24 protein-coding genes are annotated in these 20,280 nt (G+C 66.9%); 8 read left to right on the top strand and 16 right to left on the bottom strand.

All coding sequences use genetic code 11. The features are described from left to right. Nucleotides 1-39 precede the first annotated feature (39 nt). From AC06E7_RS07480 to AC06E7_RS07465, 4 genes are all read left to right on the top strand, one after another. Entirely contained in the window at nt 40-786 is a 747-nt protein-coding gene (locus AC06E7_RS07480; RefSeq protein ID WP_478063858.1) for an SDR family oxidoreductase, read from the top strand. Nucleotides 787-850: 64 nt separating this feature from the next. After that, nucleotides 851-1,180 (top strand): putative quinol monooxygenase, encoded by a 330-nt coding sequence (locus AC06E7_RS07475; protein ID WP_478063856.1) that lies wholly within the window; start codon nt 851-853, stop codon nt 1,178-1,180. Between the two features lie 25 nt (nt 1,181-1,205). Further along, on the top strand, nt 1,206-1,766 hold the full coding sequence (locus AC06E7_RS07470) for a flavin reductase family protein (protein WP_478063854.1): 561 nt from the start codon (nt 1,206-1,208) through the stop codon (nt 1,764-1,766). Between the two features lie 470 nt (nt 1,767-2,236). Beyond that, entirely contained in the window at nt 2,237-2,809 is a 573-nt protein-coding gene (locus AC06E7_RS07465; RefSeq protein ID WP_478063852.1) for an OmpO family porin, read from the top strand. A gap of 204 nt (nt 2,810-3,013) precedes the next feature. Here AC06E7_RS07465 and AC06E7_RS07460 read toward each other — a convergent pair whose 3' ends face one another. The 5 genes from AC06E7_RS07460 to AC06E7_RS07440 all read right to left on the bottom strand — a co-directional run bounded on the left by AC06E7_RS07460 (nt 3,014) and on the right by AC06E7_RS07440 (nt 6,120). Beyond that, nucleotides 3,014-4,039, bottom strand: coding sequence for an NAD(P)H-dependent glycerol-3-phosphate dehydrogenase (locus AC06E7_RS07460; protein WP_210132985.1), 1,026 nt, complete (start codon nt 4,037-4,039; stop codon nt 3,014-3,016). 14 nt (nt 4,040-4,053) lie between these two features. Then, on the bottom strand, nt 4,054-4,569 hold the full coding sequence (gene secB, locus AC06E7_RS07455; protein ID WP_068848278.1) for a protein-export chaperone SecB: 516 nt from the start codon (nt 4,567-4,569) through the stop codon (nt 4,054-4,056). A gap of 104 nt (nt 4,570-4,673) precedes the next feature. Beyond that, nucleotides 4,674-5,111, bottom strand: a complete 438-nt coding sequence (locus tag AC06E7_RS07450; RefSeq protein ID WP_184126254.1) for a rhodanese-like domain-containing protein — start codon at nt 5,109-5,111, stop codon at nt 4,674-4,676. Between the two features lie 73 nt (nt 5,112-5,184). Beyond that, on the bottom strand, nt 5,185-5,619 hold the full coding sequence (locus AC06E7_RS07445; protein WP_478063849.1) for a hypothetical protein: 435 nt from the start codon (nt 5,617-5,619) through the stop codon (nt 5,185-5,187). A gap of 30 nt (nt 5,620-5,649) precedes the next feature. Next, nucleotides 5,650-6,120: a YiiD C-terminal domain-containing protein gene (locus AC06E7_RS07440; protein ID WP_068848272.1), complete on the bottom strand. Its 471-nt coding sequence runs from the start codon at nt 6,118-6,120 to the stop codon at nt 5,650-5,652. A gap of 43 nt (nt 6,121-6,163) precedes the next feature. Here AC06E7_RS07440 and AC06E7_RS07435 point away from each other — a divergent pair, with 43 nt between their 5' ends. From AC06E7_RS07435 to AC06E7_RS07425, 3 genes are all read left to right on the top strand, one after another. Then, nucleotides 6,164-6,940: a uroporphyrinogen-III synthase gene (locus AC06E7_RS07435; protein WP_478063847.1), complete on the top strand. Its 777-nt coding sequence runs from the start codon at nt 6,164-6,166 to the stop codon at nt 6,938-6,940. A gap of 108 nt (nt 6,941-7,048) precedes the next feature. Further along, a complete protein-coding gene (locus AC06E7_RS07430; RefSeq protein WP_478063845.1) occupies nt 7,049-8,020 on the top strand; it encodes a uroporphyrinogen-III C-methyltransferase in 972 nt (323 codons plus the stop codon). A 3-nt stretch (nt 8,021-8,023) separates the two neighbouring features. Further along, nucleotides 8,024-9,337, top strand: coding sequence for a heme biosynthesis HemY N-terminal domain-containing protein (locus AC06E7_RS07425; RefSeq protein WP_184126259.1), 1,314 nt, complete (start codon nt 8,024-8,026; stop codon nt 9,335-9,337). Nucleotides 9,338-9,400: 63 nt separating this feature from the next. Here AC06E7_RS07425 and AC06E7_RS07420 read toward each other — a convergent pair whose 3' ends face one another. Then, nucleotides 9,401-10,696 (bottom strand): acetyl-CoA C-acetyltransferase, encoded by a 1,296-nt coding sequence (locus AC06E7_RS07420; protein ID WP_249833456.1) that lies wholly within the window; start codon nt 10,694-10,696, stop codon nt 9,401-9,403. Between the two features lie 92 nt (nt 10,697-10,788). Between AC06E7_RS07420 and AC06E7_RS07415 the strand changes: the two genes are divergently transcribed. Then, complete coding sequence (locus AC06E7_RS07415) at nt 10,789-11,676, top strand: hypothetical protein (RefSeq protein ID WP_478063842.1); 888 nt, start codon at nt 10,789-10,791, stop codon at nt 11,674-11,676. A gap of 108 nt (nt 11,677-11,784) precedes the next feature. Here AC06E7_RS07415 and AC06E7_RS07410 read toward each other — a convergent pair whose 3' ends face one another. The 10 genes from AC06E7_RS07410 to AC06E7_RS07365 form a co-directional block, all read right to left on the bottom strand. Beyond that, complete coding sequence (locus AC06E7_RS07410) at nt 11,785-12,411, bottom strand: superoxide dismutase family protein (RefSeq protein WP_307107722.1); 627 nt, start codon at nt 12,409-12,411, stop codon at nt 11,785-11,787. Nucleotides 12,412-12,463: 52 nt separating this feature from the next. Continuing rightward, nucleotides 12,464-13,033, bottom strand: coding sequence for a superoxide dismutase family protein (locus AC06E7_RS07405; RefSeq protein WP_478063840.1), 570 nt, complete (start codon nt 13,031-13,033; stop codon nt 12,464-12,466). A 71-nt stretch (nt 13,034-13,104) separates the two neighbouring features. Then, a complete protein-coding gene (gene ntrC / locus AC06E7_RS07400) occupies nt 13,105-14,553 on the bottom strand; it encodes a nitrogen regulation protein NR(I) (protein ID WP_478063838.1) in 1,449 nt (482 codons plus the stop codon). Beyond that, the gene (locus AC06E7_RS07395) at nt 14,543-15,604 is read right to left on the bottom strand and encodes a two-component system sensor histidine kinase NtrB (protein ID WP_068848254.1); all 1,062 of its coding nucleotides are present in this window, start codon (nt 15,602-15,604) and stop codon (nt 14,543-14,545) included. Before AC06E7_RS07395 ends, ntrC begins: the two co-directional genes overlap by 11 nt. A gap of 72 nt (nt 15,605-15,676) precedes the next feature. After that, nucleotides 15,677-16,612 carry an HAD family hydrolase gene (locus AC06E7_RS07390; protein WP_478063836.1) on the bottom strand — a complete coding sequence of 312 codons (936 nt, stop codon included), beginning with the start codon at nt 16,610-16,612 and terminating at the stop codon, nt 15,677-15,679. A 90-nt stretch (nt 16,613-16,702) separates the two neighbouring features. After that, complete coding sequence (locus tag AC06E7_RS07385; protein WP_478063834.1) at nt 16,703-17,245, bottom strand: hypothetical protein; 543 nt, start codon at nt 17,243-17,245, stop codon at nt 16,703-16,705. 10 nt (nt 17,246-17,255) lie between these two features. Beyond that, a complete protein-coding gene (gene mltA / locus AC06E7_RS07380; protein WP_478063832.1) occupies nt 17,256-18,431 on the bottom strand; it encodes a murein transglycosylase A in 1,176 nt (391 codons plus the stop codon). 71 nt (nt 18,432-18,502) lie between these two features. Next, on the bottom strand, nt 18,503-19,240 hold the full coding sequence (locus AC06E7_RS07375) for an N-acetylmuramoyl-L-alanine amidase (RefSeq protein WP_478063830.1): 738 nt from the start codon (nt 19,238-19,240) through the stop codon (nt 18,503-18,505). A gap of 171 nt (nt 19,241-19,411) precedes the next feature. Continuing rightward, a complete protein-coding gene (locus AC06E7_RS07370; RefSeq protein WP_184126267.1) occupies nt 19,412-19,642 on the bottom strand; it encodes a hypothetical protein in 231 nt (76 codons plus the stop codon). A gap of 202 nt (nt 19,643-19,844) precedes the next feature. Next, entirely contained in the window at nt 19,845-20,228 is a 384-nt protein-coding gene (locus AC06E7_RS07365; protein ID WP_184126268.1) for a hypothetical protein, read from the bottom strand. Between the last annotated feature and the right edge of the window lie 52 nt (nt 20,229-20,280).

The following is a 20,280-nucleotide window of genomic DNA, read 5'->3' as shown; positions in this document are numbered from 1 at the left end:
GAACCCTCCCCGTCGGCGGCACTTCTCAAGGTGAATCTCATGAATCTCAACGGAAAAATCGCTCTCGTCACGGGTGCATCCAGTGGTATCGGTGCTGCGACTGCTCTCAAGCTGGCCGGCCAGGGCGTAAAGGTCGGCCTTGCCGCCCGTCGCATCGATCGTCTGCAGGACTTGGTTACGCAGATCAACGCCAACGGTGGTGAAGCCATCGCCATCCAGATGGACGTCGTCGATCCCACGTCGGTGCAGGGTGGCGTCGATGAACTGATCAAGGCCTACGGCACTATCGATATCCTCTTCAACAACGCCGGTCTGATGCCAGCGTCCGATATCGAGACGTTGAAGACCGACGAATGGGCGCGGATGGTCGACGTCAATGTCAAGGGCCTTCTGAACAGCACGGCTGCGGTCCTGCCGTACATGCAGAAGCAGCACTCCGGCCACATCTTCAACACGTCGTCGATCGCTGGCCGCAAGGTGTTCCCTGGTCTTACCGTGTATTGCGCCACCAAGCACGCGGTGACGGCTTTCTCCGAAGGCCTACGTCTGGAGGTTGGCAAAAAGCACAACATTCGCGTCACCTGCATCCAGCCAGGTGCCGTTGATACCGAACTCTTCGAGCACGTCTCGGACAAGGGCTATCGCGAGCAGATGGAAGGCCTCCGCGACCAGATGGCGTTCCTCAAGGCCGACGACATCGCGAACACGATCCTGTTTGCCCTGCAGGCCCCGGACTACGTCAACGTCGCCGAGCTGTTCGTTCTCCCGACCGACCAGCCGTGGTAACGGCTGATTGATGGTCTCATGCGGCCGCCGCTTCGAGGCGGCGGCCGCCTTACGGAGATTGCACATGACTATTGTCAGCAAGATCGCGTTCTTCGCGGCACGCCGCGGTCAGGAGGAACGACTCGGCCAGAGCCTGCTGGCGCTCGTTGCGCTGTCGCGGGCCGAGGCCGGTAGCCTGCGCTACGAAATCTTTCAGGATGCAAGCGACCACGGGTTGTGGATTGCCGTCGAGGACTGGCGCTCAATCGAAGCCTACGAATCACACATGGGAACCGAGTATGTCCGCGGCTTCCTGAGCATGGTTCCAAGCCTATGCGACGGCGACCCCGATATTCGCACCTATCGCAAACGTTCAACGACTGACTCGCGCCCTGCGCTGAACCGCCAGGATTGACAGGCCCGTCAGGAAGGAGATACACATGAAGAAGTACGTGAAGAAGAGCTTTCCGCTCACGCAGGTCCGGCAGCTTCTGGAGCCAGGCCCGATCGTTCTGGTCAGCTCGCGCTGGGAGGGCGAGGACAACATCATGGTCATGGGTTGGCACATGATGCTTGGCTTCTCGCCGGCGCTGTTTGGCTGCTACATCTGGGAAGGCAACCATAGTTTCGAGATGATCCGACGCAGCCGGCAATGCGTGGTCAACCTCCCCACCGCAGACATGGTGGATAGTGTAGTTGCCGTAGGCAACTCCAGCGGCGCCGAGCGCATCAACAAGTTCGCGACCTTTGGCCTCACGCCAGAGCGTGCGCGGACGGTGGACGTTCCGCTAATCGCCGAGTGTTACGCGAACTTCGAGTGCAAGCTTGCCGATGATCGCCAGATCGACGAGTACGGGCTTTTTATCTGGGAGATTGTAAAGGCGCACGTCGCCACTTCACCGAAGCGACCCGAGACGCTGCACTATCGCGGAAACGCGGAGTTCATGGTTTCTGGAGGGCATATCAGTCGGCGGCGCAAGTTCAAACCGCAGAATCTGTGAGCGACGGGGCGCGTCCGCTATCGGCCAAAAACGGACAGTAAGGTGGTGCGTCTATTGGGTTTCCCTGACGGTAAGGCCCTCGCGAGCACGGCACTTCCTGGAGTTCGGCAACCAAAGCCTGAACTCTGTGCCCGGGCGCCGACCCCGAGAACCGTAACGTCTGGATGTTAAAGAACGTGTGTGGAGGACGCTGCGAAGCAAGGGTTTCGAGGTAACCATAGGTGATCTGTACAGAGCGCCTTTAGCTAAACCTATGGTTACCCAGCAGGATCTACCTATCGCTGCCCGTCTATAGGACGCTTCCACCAAGTTCCCTGAACACGCGCTTCATTCATGTACCGGTCAGTTCAATATTCAGGGTTGATTAGATCGCCTAACGGATAATTCACACCTGTCGACCGTCCTTCTCTCTCCCCTCCCCAAGGGGGACGGTCGGCAAAACCAAATAATAAAAAGGTGTGTTCCCGATGATGAAGACCTCCCTGCTTGCCTTGGGCCTGATTGCTGCCCTGCCGTTCGGCGCTTCGGCTGCCGATGGCCTGTCGTACAACTACGTGGAAGGCGGCTACGTGAACACCGATACCAAGGGCGGCTCCGCCGACGGTTGGGCGGTGAAGGGCTCGGCCGCGATTGCGCCGAACTTCCATGTCTTTGGCGATTACAACTCGCAGGAAACCGACCGCGGCAACGTTGATGTTGACCAGTGGCGCGTGGGCCTGGGCTACAACTACGGCATCGCGCCGACCACCGACCTGGTGGCCCGCGTCGCCTACCAGAAGTTCGATCCGAAGGAAGGCCTGGATTTCAACGGTTACGCCACCGAAGTGGGCGTGCGCACCGCGTTCACCCCGATGATCGAAGGCTACGCGATGGCCGGCTACGAAGACTTCAGCAAGAAGCACGGCATCAACCCGGACGGCGAGTTCTACGGTCTGGTGGGCGCGCAGGCCAAGTTCAACCAGAACTGGGGCCTGAGCGGCCAAGTGAAGCTGGCCAAGGGTGGCGACAAGGAATGGTTCGTCGGCCCGCGCTTCACCTGGTAAGCCTGTAGCTGCACGGTACGTTGTTGGATGGCGTGATCTCTCTCTCCCTCACGCCATGAAGCCCGGCTTAGTAGGCCGGGCTTCACTTATATGGCGCCTACCTCGTCGGGGTGCCACGCAGAAACCCAGCGTAAGCTGGGTTTTCGCGTTCTGGGCGTCCGGGCGGGGTAAAAAAAACCCCGGCAATACCGGGGTTTTTCCTGATCATTTGAACAGCGTGTCCGGATACTCCGGTTTCTGTTCGCGGGCCAACAGCGCGCGCAGGCCCTCTTCCGGGGTCTGCTCGCCGTGCAGCACGGCGCGGACCCGGTCGGAGATCGGCAGGTCGATGCCGTGGCGTCGCGCCTGGCGCATGACTTCGTCGGCGGTCTGCACCGATTCCACCACCTGACCGATTTCGCGGATCGCGTCCTGCAGTGACTGCCCACGCCCCAGCGCCAAACCCAGGCGACGGTTGCGCGAGAGATCGCCGGTGCAGGTCAGCACCAGGTCACCCAAGCCCGCCAGGCCCATCAGGGTTTCCGGCTTGGCGCCAATCGCAGCGGCCAGGCGCAGCATTTCGTTGAGGCCGCGGGTAATCAGGCCGGCACGGGCGTTGAGGCCCAGCTGCATGCCATCGGCCACACCGGTGGCCACGGCCAGCACGTTCTTCATGGCGCCACCGAGTTCGGCACCGACCATGTCATCGCCGGTATAGGCGCGGAACGCCGGGCCATGCATGGCTTCGGCCACCTGCTGGGCGAACTCGGCATCGTCGCCGTGCACGGTAATCGCGGTGGGCAGGCCCAGCGTGACTTCCTTGGCGAACGACGGGCCGGTAACCACCGCCAGCGGCACCTCCGGCCCGAGGACCTCGCGCGCCACTTCATGCAGGAAACGCCCGGAGCCGGGTTCGAAGCCCTTGGTGGCCCAGGCCACGCCGGCAGCCGCCGGGCGCAGCGGCGCCAGCGCGCGCACGGTTTCACCGAACGCGTGCGACGGCACCACCACCAGGATCCAGGTGGCGTCCTTGACGGCCGCAGCCAGGTCCGTGGTGGCGCGCAGGGATTCCGGCAGCGGAATACCCGGCAGGTAGCGGGTGTTTTCGTGGCGCTGGTCGATGGCCTCGACCATCGCCGCGTCGCGGCCCCACAGCACGGTCTGGCGACCGTGCCGTGCAAGCAGGCTGGCCAGGGCGGTGCCCCAGGAGCCGGCGCCGAGAACGGCGACCTTGTCTGCGTTGTTGCTCATTGCTGCAGCGCCGATCAGGCGTTGCCGGCCGGCTCGGAATCGGCGAGCGAGGTTTCGCCCTGTTCCTGGCGCTGGCGCAGGGTTTCGGCGTACAGGCCTTCGAAGTTGATCGGCTGCAGGAAGAACGGCGGGAAGCCGCCGGCCTGGATCAGCTCGCTCACCAGCGAACGCACGTACGGGAACAGGATGTTCGGGCACTGGGTGCCCAGCAGCACGTCGATCGACTGCGGGTCCAGGCCGACCAGGCCGAACACGCCAGCCTGCTGCACTTCGGCCACGTAGGCGGTCTTGTCGCCGGCCTTGCAGGTCAGGGTCACGGCCAGCACCACTTCGAAGGCGCTCTCACCCAGGCGCTGCACGCGCTGGTTCAGGTTGAGCTGCAGCTCCGGCTGCACGGCTTCGTTGAACACGGCCGGGGCGTTGGGCGATTCGAAGGAAACGTCCTTGACGTAGATCTTTTCGACGGTGAACGCGGGGCCGGTGGCGGCGTCGGCCGGCGCGATGGCGCCGTTGGTGTTCGCTTCGGACATTTCCTGTTGCTCCAGAATGAATGCAGTAAAAACGGATTGTTACATGCCCTGCGATGGGGGCGTGTGGCGGCGCGCACAAGGCATGCCGCGCAATCCGGGCAAAATCAGTTACGGCCCTTGACCAGCGGCAGCTCGGCCTGCTGCCAGGCGGGCAGGCCGCCGTCGAGCACGTGCACCTGCTCGAAACCGGCCTTCTTCAAGGCCTTTGCGGCGGTTTCAGAGGCGGTGCCGGTGCGGCACACCAGCACCACCGGGCGCTGCTTGGCGTTGGCCACCAGCTTGTGCTCCGGCCCGAACTGGGCAGGCTGCACGTTGCGGCTGCCGGCAATATGGCCCTTCTCGAAATCGGTGCCCGCCGACAGGTCGACCACGACCGCGCCGCCAGCATTGATCAGCTGGGTCAGCTCGGCCGGCTTGATCGACTTGTAGCCGCGCAGCAGGCGGCGCACCTCGGTGACGAGGATGGCGACGGTCAGGCCCACGAAGGCCATCGACAACATCGGGTTTCGGCCGGCAAAGGCCAGCAACTCTTCGTAATTCACTTAGATCACGGGTCGATTAGCGGGCGCCGATTGTCGCACATGCGGGCGAACCGGCGTCCAGCCCTGGGCCAGCTCAGGATTCCTGCCACAGGTCCGGCAGCCCACTGGCCTGCAGCCAGCGCTTGCCCTCGGCATCCCAGCGCCAGATTTCCTTGACCCGCACCGAACGTTCGGACTGGGTGTTGAGATTGATCACCCGGACCTCGGCATTGCGGCCGATCCGGCCGTCGGGCAGCGGCACGTTGTCGCCGGCGCGGTAGCTGGAGATCTTCACCTGCTCGAACCTGCGCAGTTCCAGGTCGGTCAGCGGGTGCTCCTTGGCGTAGGCCGGGTCCAGGTACGGCAGCATGTCTTCCACGGTGCCCCAGCGCATGGTCGAATCGTACTTGACCTGGGTTTCCTCGAGCTGCTTGCGCTGCTTCTTGGTGGTTTTCTGCTCGCCGGCGAATGCCGACACGGAAGTCAGGGCCAGCAAGGCCAGCAGCAGGATCTGAAAGGTGCGACGCATGCGAATTCCCCAATCGGCAAGGCGCCCATCCTACCGCCTTGCGAAGGCAACGAAACGTCCGGTCAGTTCAGCTGCGGGCTTGCCGGCCTCGCCGGGCTGGCGGGCCACCACCTCGATGCGGGCCTTGCCGCGCTGGGCGAAGGTGGCCAGGAAGGTGTCCCAGTCCGCATCGTCGGCCGCCTGCGCCTGGGCCAGCAGGTCCTCATAGACCGGGGCCAGGTAGCGCACGTGGCTGTCGGCCACGTAGACATCGGCATCGAAGCCGGCCAGACGCAGGCGCAGGGTGACCAGCGCCCAGCCGGACAGGGTCAGCGCCGAGGACAGGCTGCCGCCGAAGGCGTTGCCCTTGTCATTGACGTTGGCGGCCAGCGGCGCGCGCAGGGCGAGCACGCCGTCGGCATAGGCATCCACGCGGATCTGCATGGCCGCTACCGGCGGCATGCGCTCCAGCACCTGCTGCAGTGCGGCCAGATGCGCAGGGAGGGAATCTTGTTCAGACATCAGTACGGCGACGTTGCAACGAAGGCCTCGCATAATGCCCGCAATGAACAGCCACGCACATGTGCCGGATTGGACCCTGGTGTCGCTGCGCCCGCGCGGCCAGCACGCACCGCTGCGGCGCGCGGCCGAAGCGCTGGGCGCGCAGGTGATCGGCTTGTCGCCGTGGGCCCTGGTGGCGCGCCACGATGCGGGCACCCGCGCGGCCCTGGCCCAGGCGCTGGGCGCGGACCGCGTGGTGTTCAGCAGCCCGGCGGCGGTGCATGCCGCCGCGCGGCTGCAGCCGCTGCAGGCCCCGCACGCCGGCACCTGGCTGGCGGTAGGCGCCGGCACTGCCGCTGCGCTGCGCGGGCATGGCGTTGACAACGTGGTGGCTCCCACCCGGATGGACAGCGAAGGCCTGCTCGACCTGCCGGCGCTGGCCCAGCTGCAGGGCCTGCGCGCGGCGCTGGTTACCGCCCCCGGCGGGCGCGGCATCATCGCCAGTACGCTGCAGGAACGTGGCGCGACGTTGCAGCGGGTGGATGTTTACCAGCGCAGAGCGCTGCGCCTGCCGCCCCGGCAACTGCAGCGGCTGCGCCACCAGGCCGGGCCGTGGGTGCTGGCGCTGAGCAGTGCCGAGGCCCTGGCGCTGCTCAGCCAACAGCTGCCGGCGGACCTGCTGGCGCACCTGCGCCAGGCGCACGTGGTGGCCGCCAGCGAGCGCTTGGCCGCGCTGGCGACGGACGCCGGATTCACCCGGGTCACCCTCGCTGCCGGCCCGCTGCCGGCGCAGCTGGCGCAGGCCGCACACGCGGCTGTCACCACCGCAGCAACTTCCTGAACAGGGGTCGTTTGCGGCCTTGCAGGGCCTGCGGGCGGCGAGCGATGCTGTGCACTTCGTCGATCGCCAGCTCGTGAATGCACCGGCGCGGTCGACAAGGATGCCTGCATGAACGACATGGTTCCGCCCCCGCCCCACCGACCGCTGCGCTGGATCGTGCCGCTTGCCGCGCTTGCGGTGGTGGCCGGTGGCGCCGCGTGGGGCTGGACCCAATGGCAGGCGCAGCAGGCGCGTGTCGCGCAGCGCGAGGCCGACGCCGCGGTGCTGGTGCAGGGCCTGGCCGGCAGCGTGGAAGCGCTGCGCCGCGACCAGCGCTCCACCTCGCAGCGGGTGCAGGATGCGGCCGCCACCAACCGGGTGCTGCGCGATGAAATGCTGGGCCTGAGCCAGCGCAACGCCCTGCTGGAAGAGAACCTGGCACGGCTGGCCGACAGCACCCGCCACAACGCGCAGGCGCTGCAGCTGGAAGAGGCCGAACTGCTGCTCAGCCAGGCCGGCCAGCGCCTGGCCTTCGCCGATGACGTGGACGGCGCCAAGCGGCTGTATGCACTGGCCGCCACGGCGCTGGAAGACGTCCAGGGCACCGAATTCCTCAATCTGCGCCAAGCGCTGATGCAGGAACGCAATGCGGTCGATGCCCTCGGTCCGGGCGTGCGCGCCGGCATCAACCAGCGCCTTGGCACCTTCTCGCAGTCGCTGCTGGCGCTGCCCGAACAGATCGCTCCGGCGACCGACACCGCCGCGCCGCCGTGGTGGCACCAGGTGCTCGCCCCGTTCGTGACCATCACCCCCACCGCAGTGCAGGGCCCCCTGACCCGCGCCGAGCGCACCGCCGCGTGGGATTCGCTGCAGCTGGAGCTGACCCTGGCCCGTGCCGCGGTTGAACGCGGCGACCAGGCCGGTTTCGAACAGGCATTGGACCGGGTGGCGCTGTGGATGCCGCGGCTGTGGCCGGATTCACCCGGCCTGCGCGAGCGTCGTGGTGAACTGCAGCAGTTGCGCACCCAAGTGCTACGCCCGCCGCTGCCCGAACTGGGCAGCACCCTGCAGCAACTGCGCGCCATGCGCGATGGGAGTTGATACATGAAGCCGATTCAATCCGTGGTGGTGCTGTTGCTGGCCGTGGTGCTGGGCGTGGTGGCCGCGCAATGGCTGGGCACCGAATCGCTGCGCCAGTACGGCGAGGTGATCTACCGTGCCGGCGGCAACGATTACCGCTCCACCGTGCCGCAGGTGGCACTGATGGTGCTGGTGGGCCTGCTGGTGCTGTGGCTGCTGTGGAGCCTGGTGGCCTCGCCGTTCCGTGCCTGGGGCCGCTACCGCCGCAAGCAGGGCCGCGCCCGCCTGATCGAAGGCATGCAGGCGCACGAGTACGGCCACTGGCAGCGCGCCGAGAAGCTGCTGGGCACCGCCGCCGAGGACGAAGAAGTGAGCGCGGTGGCCTACGTGACCGCCATCCGCAGCGCCGAAGCGCGCGGGGACCAGGCCGCGGTGGACCAGTACCTGCAGCGCCTGTCCACGACTGATGCCACCGCCTACGCGCTGATGCAGGCCGAACGCCTGCTGCAGCAGGAGCGCCCGGTGGATGCGATCAACGCGCTGGATGCCCCGGGCATCCAGCCGCTGCCGCCGCGCGGCCTGTGGCTGCGCACCGAAGCGTTGGCACGTGCCGACCGCGCGCACGAGGCTTACGGCCAGTTGGGCGCGCTGCGCAAACAGAAGGTCCTGCCCGATGAGGCCGTGGCCGAACTGGAAGTGCGCCTGGCCGCGCAGTCGCTGCTGGAGGCGGGCGATGTGAATGCGCTGGCCGCGCAGTGGGAAGCCACCCCGAAGGCCCTGCGCAGCGACCCCGATGTGGTGTCGGCCTACGCGCTGCGCGCCGTGGCGCTGGATTGGGATGAACCGGCCCTGCTCAACCTGGAACAGGCGCTGGATACGCGCTGGGACGAATCGCTGGTGACGCTGTACGGTCAGATGCCGGTGGAGAAGCTGGCCACCCGCCAGGCCAACCTGCAGCGCTGGCTGGGCCAGCAGCCGTCCAGCCCGGCCCTGCTGCTGGCGCTCGGCCGCATCGCCGCGCGCCAGGGCGAGCACGTCCAGGCCGAGGATTACCTGCACCGTGCCATCGCCGCCGGCGCCGGCTCCCCCGCCTGGGAAGCGCTGGGCGAGGTCTTCACCGCACGCGGCGAACCCGCGCTGGCCGCCCAGTGCTACACCAACGCCCTGCGCCAGCAGCGCGGGGAAGACAGCGTGGTGCTCGCGCGCCCAGTCGCGCCACTGGCGGCCGTGGTGCCCGAACGCGCCACGGTCGAAGAACAATCCTTGATGAGCGAACCGCTGCCGGTGCGCGACATCCATCGCGACGAACGCGATGAATACGGCAACCCGATCCGCTGACGCCGTCCCCAACAAAAAAGGCCGCCCAACCGGGCGGCCTTTTTTTTGCGCGATGCGAACGACTCAGCGTTCGACGATCGCCACCACGCCCATGCCGCCGGCGGTGCAGATCGACACCAGCGCGCGGCCACCGCCGCGTTCGGCCAGCTGCTTGGCCGCCGTGGCGATCACGCGCGCACCGGTAGCCGCAAACGGATGACCGGTGGCCAGCGACGACCCCAGCGGGTTGATCTTGGCCGGGTCGATCCTGCCCAGCGGCGCATCCAGGCCCAGGCGGTTGCGGCAGTAGTCTTCGCTTTCCCACGCACGCAGGGTGCACAGCACCTGCGCGGCGAAGGCTTCATGGATTTCGTAGATGTCAAAATCCTGCAGGGTGAGGCCATTGCGCTTGAGCATTTCCGGCACCGCGATGGTCGGCGCCATCAGCAGGCCCTCGCCGTGCACGAAATCAACGGCGGCCACCTGCGAATCGCGCAGGTAGGCCAGCGGCTCGTGGCCATGCGCGCGCGCCCATTCCTCGCTGGCCAGCAGCACCGCCGACGCACCATCGGTGAGCGGGGTGGAGTTGGCGGCGGTGAGCGTGCCACGGCCGGAGACCTTGTCGAAGGCCGGCTTCAGCGTGGCCAGCTTTTCCAGCGAGGTATCCGCGCGCAGGATGTTGTCGCGCTCCACGCCGCGGAACGGCGCGATCAGGTCGCTGAAGAAACCGCGCTCATAGGCCGCGGCCAGCTTCTTGTGCGAGGACACCGCCCACTCGTCCTGCGAATCGCGGGAGATGTTCCACTCCTTGGCCATGTCTTCGCAGTGGTCGCCCATGCTCTTGCCGGTGCGCGGTTCGGCCACGCCCGGGAATTCCGGCTTCAGTTCGCCCAGCTTGAAGCCGCGCACGATCGCCTTGATCTTGTCGCCGGTGGTCTTGGCGCGGTTGGCGGCCAGCAGGCGCGCGCGCAGCTTCTTGCCGTACACGATCGGCACGTCGGAGGTGGTGTCCGAACCGCCGCCGATGCCCGATTCGATCTGGCCCAGCGCGATCTTGTTGGCCACCGCGATGATCGTGTCCAGCGAGGTGCCGCAGGCGCGCTGCATGGTGATGCCCGGGGTGAGCGGGGACAGGCCCGAGGACAGCGTGGCTTCGCGGCCCAGGTTCCAGTCGCTGGAATGCTTGATCACCGCGCCCATCGCCACTTCGCCCAGCTGCTGCCCGTGCAGGCCGAACCGTTCCACCAGCGCGCCAAGCGTACGTACCGACATGCCCAGGTTGCCAACGTCCGAATAGGCGGTGTTCTGGCGGCAGAACGGGATGCGGACGCCACCGAGAATGGCGACGGGACGAGCGTTGGGCATGGAGATACCTGGCATGGGAGGGGTGTCTGCAACATGGCCTGCACGAAGGAGCAGGCATAATGGGGCCAAGTGTAGCTGCCGCCCTGTGATGGGCCAACTGTGAACCCATGAGCAAACCCGACCCCGGCATGAATGCCCTTGGCGTACTGGCATTGGAACTGGCCGGAGGAGACGCCCCCCGCCACGCGGCCCTGACATCCGCGCAGGCGGGCGAACTGGCCGACCGCGTTGGCCGCGACCTGGCCAAGCTGGTACCCGGCGTGAGCGGACTCGATTTCGTGTTCGCCGGCGCCCATTTCGACCCCGCCGAAGTACTGCGCCCCGGCTGGCCGATCCACCGCCGCCTGGAAGAACTACATATGCGTGCGCCCGGCCGCAACGAAGGCCCGCGCCTGCTGGCGTTCGGCGCCGGTGCCGACGGCGAAGTGCCGCTGCCGTTCCAGGCCGATGCGAGCCTCACCGGCGGTGGCCTGCGCGTGGTGCCGTTCCTGCTGACGGGCACCGACGTGGCCCAGACCACCGCCGTAGCCGAAGCACTGGAAGAGGTGCTGCTGGCCCAGGGCATGGCCCAGGCCGATACCGCCCTGCAGGCACAGAACGCCTTCGGCGCGCAGATCGAGCACGCCCGGTATTTCACGGTGAACGACCTGGCCGCGATGATGTCGATGCAATACGACAACCAGGGCCTGGCCGAGTTGTGGCCGCTGATAGAAACGGCCCTGATGGCGCCGCAGTCGGAGCAGTGGCTGGACAGAGCGCCGGAACCGCTGCTTCGATACGCTGACGGCGAAGTGCGTATGGCACTGTTCGATCCGGCCGGCTGGTGCAGCTACTACAGCCACGACAAGGGCAACTGCGATCACCTGCAGGGCATCTACGAGCAGTACCTGATGCGTCAGCGGCAGATGGCTGCCGTGCTGGAAGCGCACGGGCTGCCGGTGCTGTTCGTGCATTGCGAAGCGGGCCAGGATGCGCGGGAATTGTTGACCCGCTGACGGTGACGCCGCGCAGCCACGCAGGGCGTGGCGCTACCGTTCAAGAAAAACGCCGGCGATGCCGGCGTTCTTCATTTCACGGGGCCGGCCAACGGCCGGCGCTACCGGTTACGGTGCGGCTTTGATGACTGCACACGCCAGGCGCGCACCGGCGTTGCCGGTCGGCTGGGTCTTGTAGTCGTCCGGGTCGGCATGCACGATCAGGCCACGACCGATGATGTCGCTGTCGTTGCCTTCGCCGATGTTGACGTTGGTCGACACGGCTGCATCCACCACCGCGTTGCCCTGGGCGTCGGCCTTGATGTTGGGGATGTCGCCACCGTGGTGCGGGGTGGTGGCCACGTTGCCGTGGTCTTCCTTGCTCGGGTTGAAGTGGCCGCCAGCGCTGTCGCCGTTAGGCGCGCTGCAGTCGCCCTTCTCATGGATGTGGAAGCCGTGTTCGCTGTTCGGCTTCAGGCCGCTGACCTGGCCCTTCACGTGGACCTTGCCGTCGACGACGCTGAAGGTCACGTTGCCCTTGACGTCATTGCCCTGGGTCGGCGCAAGGTCGGCCACGGCGGTGTGGTTGGCGTGGGCTTCGCTGGTCATGGCCGGCGGCGCTTCGGTGGTGCGCGCGGTTTCGGCGATCGGCGGGGTGGCGGTGGCGGCATCGGCCGGCGCGTCGGCCGGCTTGTTGCAGGCGGTCAGGCCGATGGCGGCGATGGCGGCAAACAGCGAGGTATGGATCAGACGCATGTGGATCTCCTTGCGGGTAACGAGTGGAAAAGCGACGTCGGGGGCAGCGCGTTCAGCGCGTGACCTTGATGACGCCGCAGGCGATGCGGGCGCCGGCATTGCCTGCCGGCTGGCTGCGGTAATCGTCGGCGTTGGCATGCACCACCAGCGCGCGGCCGACGATGTCGGTGGCTGCACCGCCGCCGAGGGTAACCGCTGGCAGGCGTACATCGACGCTGACCCGGCCCTGCGCGTCGGCGCGCAGGTTGTCCATGTCGCCAATGTGATGTGCCCCAGCGCTATTGCGGCCATGCGGCTGGTTGAACGGGTTGAAATGCGCCCCCGCGCTGCTGGCGTCAACGGCACTGCAGTCGCCGCGTTCATGCACATGGAACGCCGCCGCCTGCAGCGGCCGCAGTCCACCGATGGTGCCGGTGATGTGCACGCCGCTCGCGTCCGGCACCATCACCAGGCGCCCGCTGACGATACTGGCCGACGCCGGCGCCAGGTTGGCTTCAGCCTGCCGGGCGGTGCTCACCACCGGCACGCTGGGTGCCTGCGCAGGCGCCTTCTGCGGGGCGCTGCCACAAGCGGCAAGCACCAGCAGGGTCGGCGTCAGCAGGGCGATGTGGGAACGACGCATGGGGTACTCCTTGGATCTGCAAACTAGCGTTGGGGTCGTCCACACACCATGAAAGGCGGTGAACGCGGGGTTCATCCGCCGCGTCGGCGCCCGGCGCCGAGCTTGCGGGTCAGGGTATTGCGGCCCATGCCCAGCCGCGCGGCGGCTTCGGCACGGCGGCCGTGGGTAATCTGCAGCGCCGCCTCCAGCAGCGCCTGGTCCACCCGGTCACGCACCTGCGCATGCAGGCCTTCGGCGCCCTCGGCCAGGCGCTGGCGCGCCCACGCTGACAGCATGGCTTCCCACTGGCTGGGGTCCCCCTGCGTGCGGGTGCGCGGCCCGGCACCGCGATGCAGCGCGCTGTCCACATCGGCCACGCCGATGGTGTCGGATGCGGCCAGTGCGGCCATGCGCCAGCACACGTTTTCCAGCTCGCGCACGTTGCCCGGCCAGTCGTGCTCGCGCAGGGCCTGCAGCGCAGCGGCGGTGAGCCGTTTGGGCGGCGTATCCAACTTGCGCGCGGCGGCGGCCAGGAAAGTATCGGCCAGCTGGGCGACGTCATCGCGGCGCTCGCGCAGCGGCGGCAGGCGCAGCCGCACCACGTCCAACCGGTGCAGCAGGTCGGCGCGAAAGCGGCCCTGCGTCACCAGCGTTTCCAGGTCCTGGTGGGTGGCCGCAATGACCCGTACATCCACCCGGATCAATTCGCGCCCACCAACGCGGAAGAACTCGCCTTCGGCCAGCACGCGCAGCAAGCGCGTCTGCAACGGCAGCGGCATGTCGCCGATTTCATCCAGGAACAGCGTGCCACCATTGGCCTGCTCGAAGCGGCCTACATGGCGGCGCTGCGCGCCGGTGAATGCGCCGGCCTCATGGCCGAACAGCTCGCTTTCCAGCAGCTCGGAGGGAATGGCGGCGGTGTTGAGTGCCACGAACGGGCCCTGCACGCGCGGCGATTCGTGGTGCAGCGCATGCGCCACCAGTTCCTTGCCGGTGCCGGTTTCGCCGTTGATCAACACCGACAGCGGCGCCTGCGCGAGGCGGCCGATGGCGCGGAACAGCGCGCGCATGGCCGGCGTGTCGCCGACCAGCTGCGGGCGCTGGTCAGGCGCGGGCTCCACTGACGGTGGGCTGGGCTCGACGAGGGTGGTGTCCGGCTCCGGCAGCACGCGCTGGGCCAGGGCCACCGCATCGTCCAGATCGAACGGCTTGGACAGGAACTCCTGCGCGCCGCCACGGAACGCACCGGCGGTGCTGGCCACATCGGTATAGGCCGACATCACGATCACCGGCAGTTGCGGGTGCGCGGCCTTGAGCTTGTCCAGCAGCACCAGCCCGTCATCGCCCGGCATGCGCACATCGGTGAACAACAGGTCCGGGGCGGGTTGGCTGCCCAGCATCTCCAAGGCCGCCGCCGCGCCATCGAAACCTTCCACCGCATAGCCGGCATCGCGCAGCGCGGTGCACAGCACGAAACGTACCGCGCGGTCGTCATCCACTACCCAGACACGCTGGGCGGTGGCCGGGCTGTCATCCGCCATGCGCGGTCTCCTCGGCAGCGGGGGTGCCCTGTCCGATCGGCAGATGCACGGTGAATACGGTATGCCCTGGGCGCGAGCGGTAGGTCAGCGTGCCGCGATGTTCGCGCGCCACCTGCTGGGCCAGCGCCAGGCCCAGCCCGGTGCCTTCGGCGCGGCCGCTGACCAACGGCAGGAACAGGTGCTCGGCCAGCGTTTCGGGCACGCCACGCCCGTCATCGGCGATCTCCAGGCGCAGCGCCATCGGCTGCAGCTGGTCGCCGATGCGCACGCCATGTTCCACCCTGGTGCGCAGGGTGACGGTACCCGCCCCGGCCTGGATCGCATTGCGCACCAGGTTCCATATCGCCTGGGTAAGGCGGTCGGCGTCGCCGTCGAATTCGGGAATGCTGGGGTCGTAGTCGCGCTGCAACCGCACCGCCCAGCCGCCTTCGCTCTCGGCCAGGCGCAGCACGCGCTCCAATGAGGCGTGGATGTTGAGGGGAGCATGCGGCGCGGCCGGCGCCGGCGACAGCAACTGCTCCAACAGCCCGTTCAGGCGTTCGATTTCAGAGCCGATCAATTCGATCAGCTCGCGCTCTTCCGGGTCGCGCTGGGCGCTGCGACGGGCCAGCAGCTGGGCCGCGCCCTTGAGGCCGGCCAGCGGGTTGCGCAGCTCGTGGGCCAGGCCTTTGAGGGCGGCACTGAGGGCGCTGGGCAGGGCCTGGGTCGGGTCCAGCCCGGGGAACTCATCCACCGGGTGCGCTTCCAGCAGCCAGCCGTCTTCCTCATGCCGGCTCAGCCAGCCCTCGGCGAAGCGCGGGGCCTCCCCGGGCAGGGCCAAGGCCAGGCGATGCAGGCGCAGGGTGTCGCGCTCGCCGCGCGCCAGGAAGTGGGCCAGCGCCTCGCCCTGTACCTCCAGCGAGGCCAGCGGCTGGCCGAGCAGGCGTCGCACGCTTACCCCCAGCCAGCGCGCAAAGGCGGGATTGCAGCCGGCGACGCGGCCTTCAGCATCGGCCCAGGCGACCGGGGTGCCAAGGACTTCGAGGGACGGAGACGGTGGTGCGGGGGTCATTGCACCAATGTAGTGCAAAACGAGGGTCTATTTCGCCTTCCGTCCGGCACCACGCAGCCACGCAGCCCGCCGCTAATCCACGAACACCTTCGTCCAGTCCTCCCGGACGCTGACCAGCGGCCACCCGCGCTCCTTCGCCAGCGCCACCGACTTCTGGGCGCCCGAGGTATACGCAATGTCCCGCTCGTCATCATCGTGGGTAACCAGCAACGCCAGCGAGGCACCCTTTCCCTGCGTGGCGAACTGCAGCATCTGGATGTCGCCATTGGAGTTGCCGGCAGCGAAGATCGGGCGCGCACCGATGCGGCTCCATATGCGCACCACTTTGTTCGGGCCGTCGTCGAACACCTCCAGTTTCGAGGTGTGGACCAGCTTGCCGATGCCGTCTTCTTCGCGGTACTGCAGCGCGACGGTGGTGCCGACCACGCGCTCGGGCGGAACGCCGTACAGCTCGCGGGTGATGGGCCGCATGAAATCGCGTCCGCCACCGGACACGATGTAGTTGGTGAATTGATTGGCTTCCAGGTACTGCAGCAGCTCGCGCATGGGCGCGTAGGCGGTTTTCAGGTAGGGGCGTTTCAGCACCGGGTTCTCCTCGCTGCGCAGGAACTGGTCGGCCTTGCTGGCGAACGACTCCACGTCATCTTCGGCATAGGCCGAAAGCAGGCCGGCCGCCATTTCCTTGAGCGTGGTGTCATCGCCCTCGTAATGCTTGGTGATGACATCGCCCAGCCACGCCTGGTCCTTTTCGTGAACGGCTTTCCAGGGTTGCCGGTCGCGTAGCGCCGGGTCTGCTTCAGCCTGTTCGGCAATGCGGCGCAACAGGAAGCCAGCCTGGATCGGCATGGGCTTTTCGCACCACAGGCAGCCGTCGTTGTCGAAGACGGCGATCCGTGCGGCCGGCGGCACGTAGTCGGGTCCGTCCTCCAGGGTAACCCGTGCGACGAAGGCGATGATGGCCTGGCGCGTGGCGCCGGCGTTCCAGCTTTTGAGCAGTCCTTCGTGCATGGATATGACTCGAGGGGGCTTGAAGCTGGAATGCTAGCCCTCGCGCGCGGCGGCTACCTGCGCAGAATCACTGCGCCGGGCGCAGTAGTTCTACTGGGTGCGGCGCCTCAACGCCATGATCGCTTCCGGCAGCTCCACACGCATCTGTTCGCGTAGCGCGTCAGCCACGCCGTGGTAGCGCCGGCGCTGGAAGAGGTAGCAGCCGACGAACAGCCCCAGCATCATCAGCATCGGCCAGGCGGCCGCGACTACCAAGGGCATCGCTACGCACAGCCCGCCGATGGCAAGCGTCATCCAGTTGCAGATGCCTTCCACGCGAACCTGGTTGCGCTTGGCATCCACCACTACCAGCCCACGCATCACCGGGTAGTAGCGCCCGGTGAAGTTCATGCCGAAGCTCTCGCGGAAGGCCATGCGGCCGTCGGGAAGCGCGCGGAATACCAGCGGCAGCCACTTCTGGGTGGCTACATCGCGTTCCAGGCAGTTCAGCACCAGCCTCTCGCGCATGATGGCGTTGGCGGGAATGCGCTCGTTGAACACGCGGATGCCGGTGACGAAATAAAGCGGATTCCAGGTCAGCTCCAGGATGATCTCCAGCACCATCACGCCGACCACTAAGTAGAAGATCGCCATGGGTCTGTCCTCAGCCGCCAGCGGCCGTAGTGGTGGGCAGGGCGGCACCCTTCGGCCACAGCAGCCACAGGTTGCCCTTCTGCTTCATGTCCCCCGCCAGCTTGCCGGCGGCGTCGCCCGTGCCCCAGTACAGGTCGGCGCGGACTTCGCCAGCAATGGCGCCGCCGGTATCCTGCGCGGCCACCGGGCGCAACACCGGGCTGCCATCCGGACGCGTGGTGGACAGCCACAGCAGGCTGCCCAGCGGCACCACCGTGCGGTCCACCGCCACGCTGTAGCCGGCGGTGAGTGGCACGTTCAACGAGCCGCGCGGGCCTTCGTCGCCATCCGGCCCCTTGGTGAAGAACACATAGCTGGGGTTGCTGGCCAGCAGCTCGGTCACGCGCTGCGGGTGCGCATCGGCCCAGGCGCGGATCGCGTCCATGGTGACGTCTTCCTTCTTCAGCTCGCCCTGCTCCACCAGCCAGCGGCCGATCGGGCGGTAGGGATGCCCGTTCTGGTCGGCGTAGGCGATGCGCAACTGGCGGCCGTCGTCCAAGCGGATCCGGCCCGAGCCCTGGATCTGAAGGAACTGCAGGTCCATCGGGTTGGACAGCCAGGCCAGCACGGGCGCGTTGACGCCCTTGGCGGAGATTTTTGCTGCGTCGTCGTAGGGGCGAAGCACGCGCCCTTCCACGCGGCCACGCAGGCGCTTGCCCTTGAGCTCGGGGTAGAGCTCATCGAGCTGCACGCTGACCATGTCGGTCGGCACGCCGTAGACCGGTACGGGCGTCTTGGCAGTGCGGGTGAGGCTGCCGCTGTACACCGGCTCGTAGTAGCCGGTGATCAGGCCATCGGCGTGGTGGCCGCCGGCACGGAGCGAATAGACCTCCAGGTAGTCCTGCAGGAACTGGCGGATGGCCGTTGGGGTGTTGGCGATGTTGGCAGCCGCCGCGCAGGTGGGCGCCCAGGTGGCGTCGCTCTTCAGCCGCGGGCAGGCGCTGCGCCAGGCACTGAAGCCGGCCTGCAGGTCGCTGTCGCTGACCGCGGGGAGCGCTTTCCAGTCCGCCTTTGCGTAGGTGGCGGGACTTGCAGACGGCGGCGCATCGGACTTGGGAGTGCTGACGCTGCAGGCGGTGAGCAGGGACAGACCTAGAAGGGTCAAGGCAGGGTGCTTGATTGCAGCGGTGATGCGCTTGGCCTTCATGGATGCTCGTTCTGGGCGGTATCAGCGATTGATTGTAGGGGGTTGCTGAAGCAGCGGACCAACCGGCCGCTCTACCGCTGCAGGAGCAGCGAATGCAGGATGCGGGCGTCCTCGACGTCGAGGGTGGGCGGCAGGTCGTCGCGGCCACGGAAACGGCGGTGGAAGGCGCCGGCGGCGGCGGCGCGGTCGTCAAGCGGGTAGCCGAAGGCCTGCAGGGCCAGCCACGGGTCGAAGCCCTCCGGCGCCGGGCCGTCACTGGCGCGGGGCCAGACGCCGAAACCTGCTTCGGCCAGCCGCTGCCACGGGAAATAGCGGCTGGGGTCCTGCTTGCGGGCCGGCGCCAGATCGGCGTGGGCGATGATCTGGGTGCGCGGGATGTTAAGACGGGTGCACAGATCGTCCAGCAGGCGGATCAGCGCGGCGATCTGGTCCGCGGCAAACGGACTGCTGCCGTCGTTGTCGATCTCGATGCCGATCGACGCAGAGTTGAGGTCGGTGATGGTGCCCCAGCGGCCGCCGCCAGCGTGCCAGGCACGGCGGTTGTCGGCCACCAGCTGGTAGAGGTGGCCATCCGAGCCCACCAGGTAATGCGCACTGACCTTGCCACCGCTGTTGGCGGTACGCAGGGTGTACAGGCTCTGCTGCACGTTTTCCTGGTCGGTGTGGTGCAACACGATGATCACCGGGTTGCGCACGTTTTGGTTCGGGGACGGCACCCACGTGGCCAGCGGGCTGCGCACATCGGTGCTGGCGCAGGCGGCAAGCAGGAGGGTGGCGAGCAGCACGAGCGGGTAGCGGACTTGGCGCATCACCCGATTGTGCTTGATTCGAGAGCGGGTTGCGCGGGTCCTGGCCTCACGACGAGGATGCGAGTCCTGGATCGCGAAGTCTCACCCGCGCAGATTCGGGGTTCGCGTGCCTGCGCGGGTGATGAAAGCCGCCGTGCGTTCCCCGTGGCCCTGAACTTTCCTCCTTCCTTCTCAACCCCGAACGAACGACAGGTTGTAGAGGAACGGCAGCCATGCAAGGAGGGCCAGTGCAATCTCAAGGATTCTCGCCCTCCTCCAATCGGTGATCCTGATGACGAACGCCAGTGTCTGGATCAACAGCACCACCACGCCTGCCTGAACCACCTGCAGCGCACGCTCCGGGTTCAGATCGTAGACGTCAAACAGGCCGAGGGCTCCAGACGTGTATCTGTTGTAGGCCACCGCATGGAACAGCGCCGCACACTTTCCAACCGACGTAGTAGATGATGTTGATCAGGCTCTTCATTCGGCTGCCTGGAAGGATGGATAGTCGTGGCGAGCGGGCAGAAATCGTAGTGCAACGCGATGCTCACCGGGTTGCGCACGTTTTGGATCGGGGAGGGCAGCCACGTGGCCAGCGGCTGCGCAAGGCGCATTCCACGAGCTACCTGGCGTCACGAGGGATTGCTCGATCAATGAACCAGACAAACGCGGTGTAAAGAAGGCCGCTCATTACGCCGATGAGCGAGAAGAGGATGAGTCGCCTGGGTGCCCAGTCCACCCAGAATTTCGGATTGGACCATATCGCTTCCCAGGCGCCGCGCGCGAACCCACCCTCCAGGACCAGCCAGCCCACCAAAGCCCCGGCCGCGCCAAAAACAATGTACCTGGGGCGCCATCTGGGGAAAATGCCGTCGACCAGCAGGACAAGTGGACATCCCACGATCAAGCCAATGATGGCACCTATGATCAGGAAAATGCCCAACACAGGCAGTGCACCATGCACAGACGTTCCGCTCGAGGACATGACAGGGATCAGAAAGAACATGCAACTGGCCACTGCAGTGCTCAGTGGCACTGCAAGCATCCTGGCAGGCAGG

This window comes from Stenotrophomonas sp. Steno-Z4 (assembly GCF_056393145.1).
The sequence above is the reverse complement of the archived record's forward strand: the minus strand, read 5'-3'. Positions and strand labels throughout refer to the sequence as shown.

Coding starts and splice junctions, on each gene's coding strand:
- AC06E7_RS07480 (WP_478063858.1), top strand. CDS start 40: ATGAATCTCAACGGAAAAATCGCTCTCGTCACGGGTGCATCCAGTGGT.
- AC06E7_RS07475 (WP_478063856.1), top strand. CDS start 851: ATGACTATTGTCAGCAAGATCGCGTTCTTCGCGGCACGCCGCGGTCAG.
- AC06E7_RS07470 (WP_478063854.1), top strand. CDS start 1,206: ATGAAGAAGTACGTGAAGAAGAGCTTTCCGCTCACGCAGGTCCGGCAG.
- AC06E7_RS07465 (WP_478063852.1), top strand. CDS start 2,237: ATGAAGACCTCCCTGCTTGCCTTGGGCCTGATTGCTGCCCTGCCGTTC.
- AC06E7_RS07460 (WP_210132985.1), bottom strand. CDS start 4,039: ATGAGCAACAACGCAGACAAGGTCGCCGTTCTCGGCGCCGGCTCCTGG.
- secB (WP_068848278.1), bottom strand. CDS start 4,569: ATGTCCGAAGCGAACACCAACGGCGCCATCGCGCCGGCCGACGCCGCC.
- AC06E7_RS07445 (WP_478063849.1), bottom strand. CDS start 5,619: ATGCGTCGCACCTTTCAGATCCTGCTGCTGGCCTTGCTGGCCCTGACT.
- AC06E7_RS07440 (WP_068848272.1), bottom strand. CDS start 6,120: ATGTCTGAACAAGATTCCCTCCCTGCGCATCTGGCCGCACTGCAGCAG.
- AC06E7_RS07435 (WP_478063847.1), top strand. CDS start 6,164: ATGAACAGCCACGCACATGTGCCGGATTGGACCCTGGTGTCGCTGCGC.
- AC06E7_RS07430 (WP_478063845.1), top strand. CDS start 7,049: ATGAACGACATGGTTCCGCCCCCGCCCCACCGACCGCTGCGCTGGATC.
- AC06E7_RS07425 (WP_184126259.1), top strand. CDS start 8,024: ATGAAGCCGATTCAATCCGTGGTGGTGCTGTTGCTGGCCGTGGTGCTG.
- AC06E7_RS07420 (WP_249833456.1), bottom strand. CDS start 10,696: ATGCCAGGTATCTCCATGCCCAACGCTCGTCCCGTCGCCATTCTCGGT.
- AC06E7_RS07415 (WP_478063842.1), top strand. CDS start 10,789: ATGAGCAAACCCGACCCCGGCATGAATGCCCTTGGCGTACTGGCATTG.
- AC06E7_RS07410 (WP_307107722.1), bottom strand. CDS start 12,411: ATGCGTCTGATCCATACCTCGCTGTTTGCCGCCATCGCCGCCATCGGC.
- AC06E7_RS07405 (WP_478063840.1), bottom strand. CDS start 13,033: ATGCGTCGTTCCCACATCGCCCTGCTGACGCCGACCCTGCTGGTGCTT.
- ntrC (WP_478063838.1), bottom strand. CDS start 14,553: ATGGCGGATGACAGCCCGGCCACCGCCCAGCGTGTCTGGGTAGTGGAT.
- AC06E7_RS07395 (WP_068848254.1), bottom strand. CDS start 15,604: ATGACCCCCGCACCACCGTCTCCGTCCCTCGAAGTCCTTGGCACCCCG.
- AC06E7_RS07390 (WP_478063836.1), bottom strand. CDS start 16,612: ATGCACGAAGGACTGCTCAAAAGCTGGAACGCCGGCGCCACGCGCCAG.
- AC06E7_RS07385 (WP_478063834.1), bottom strand. CDS start 17,245: ATGGCGATCTTCTACTTAGTGGTCGGCGTGATGGTGCTGGAGATCATC.
- mltA (WP_478063832.1), bottom strand. CDS start 18,431: ATGAAGGCCAAGCGCATCACCGCTGCAATCAAGCACCCTGCCTTGACC.
- AC06E7_RS07375 (WP_478063830.1), bottom strand. CDS start 19,240: ATGCGCCAAGTCCGCTACCCGCTCGTGCTGCTCGCCACCCTCCTGCTT.
- AC06E7_RS07365 (WP_184126268.1), bottom strand. CDS start 20,228: ATGTTCTTTCTGATCCCTGTCATGTCCTCGAGCGGAACGTCTGTGCAT.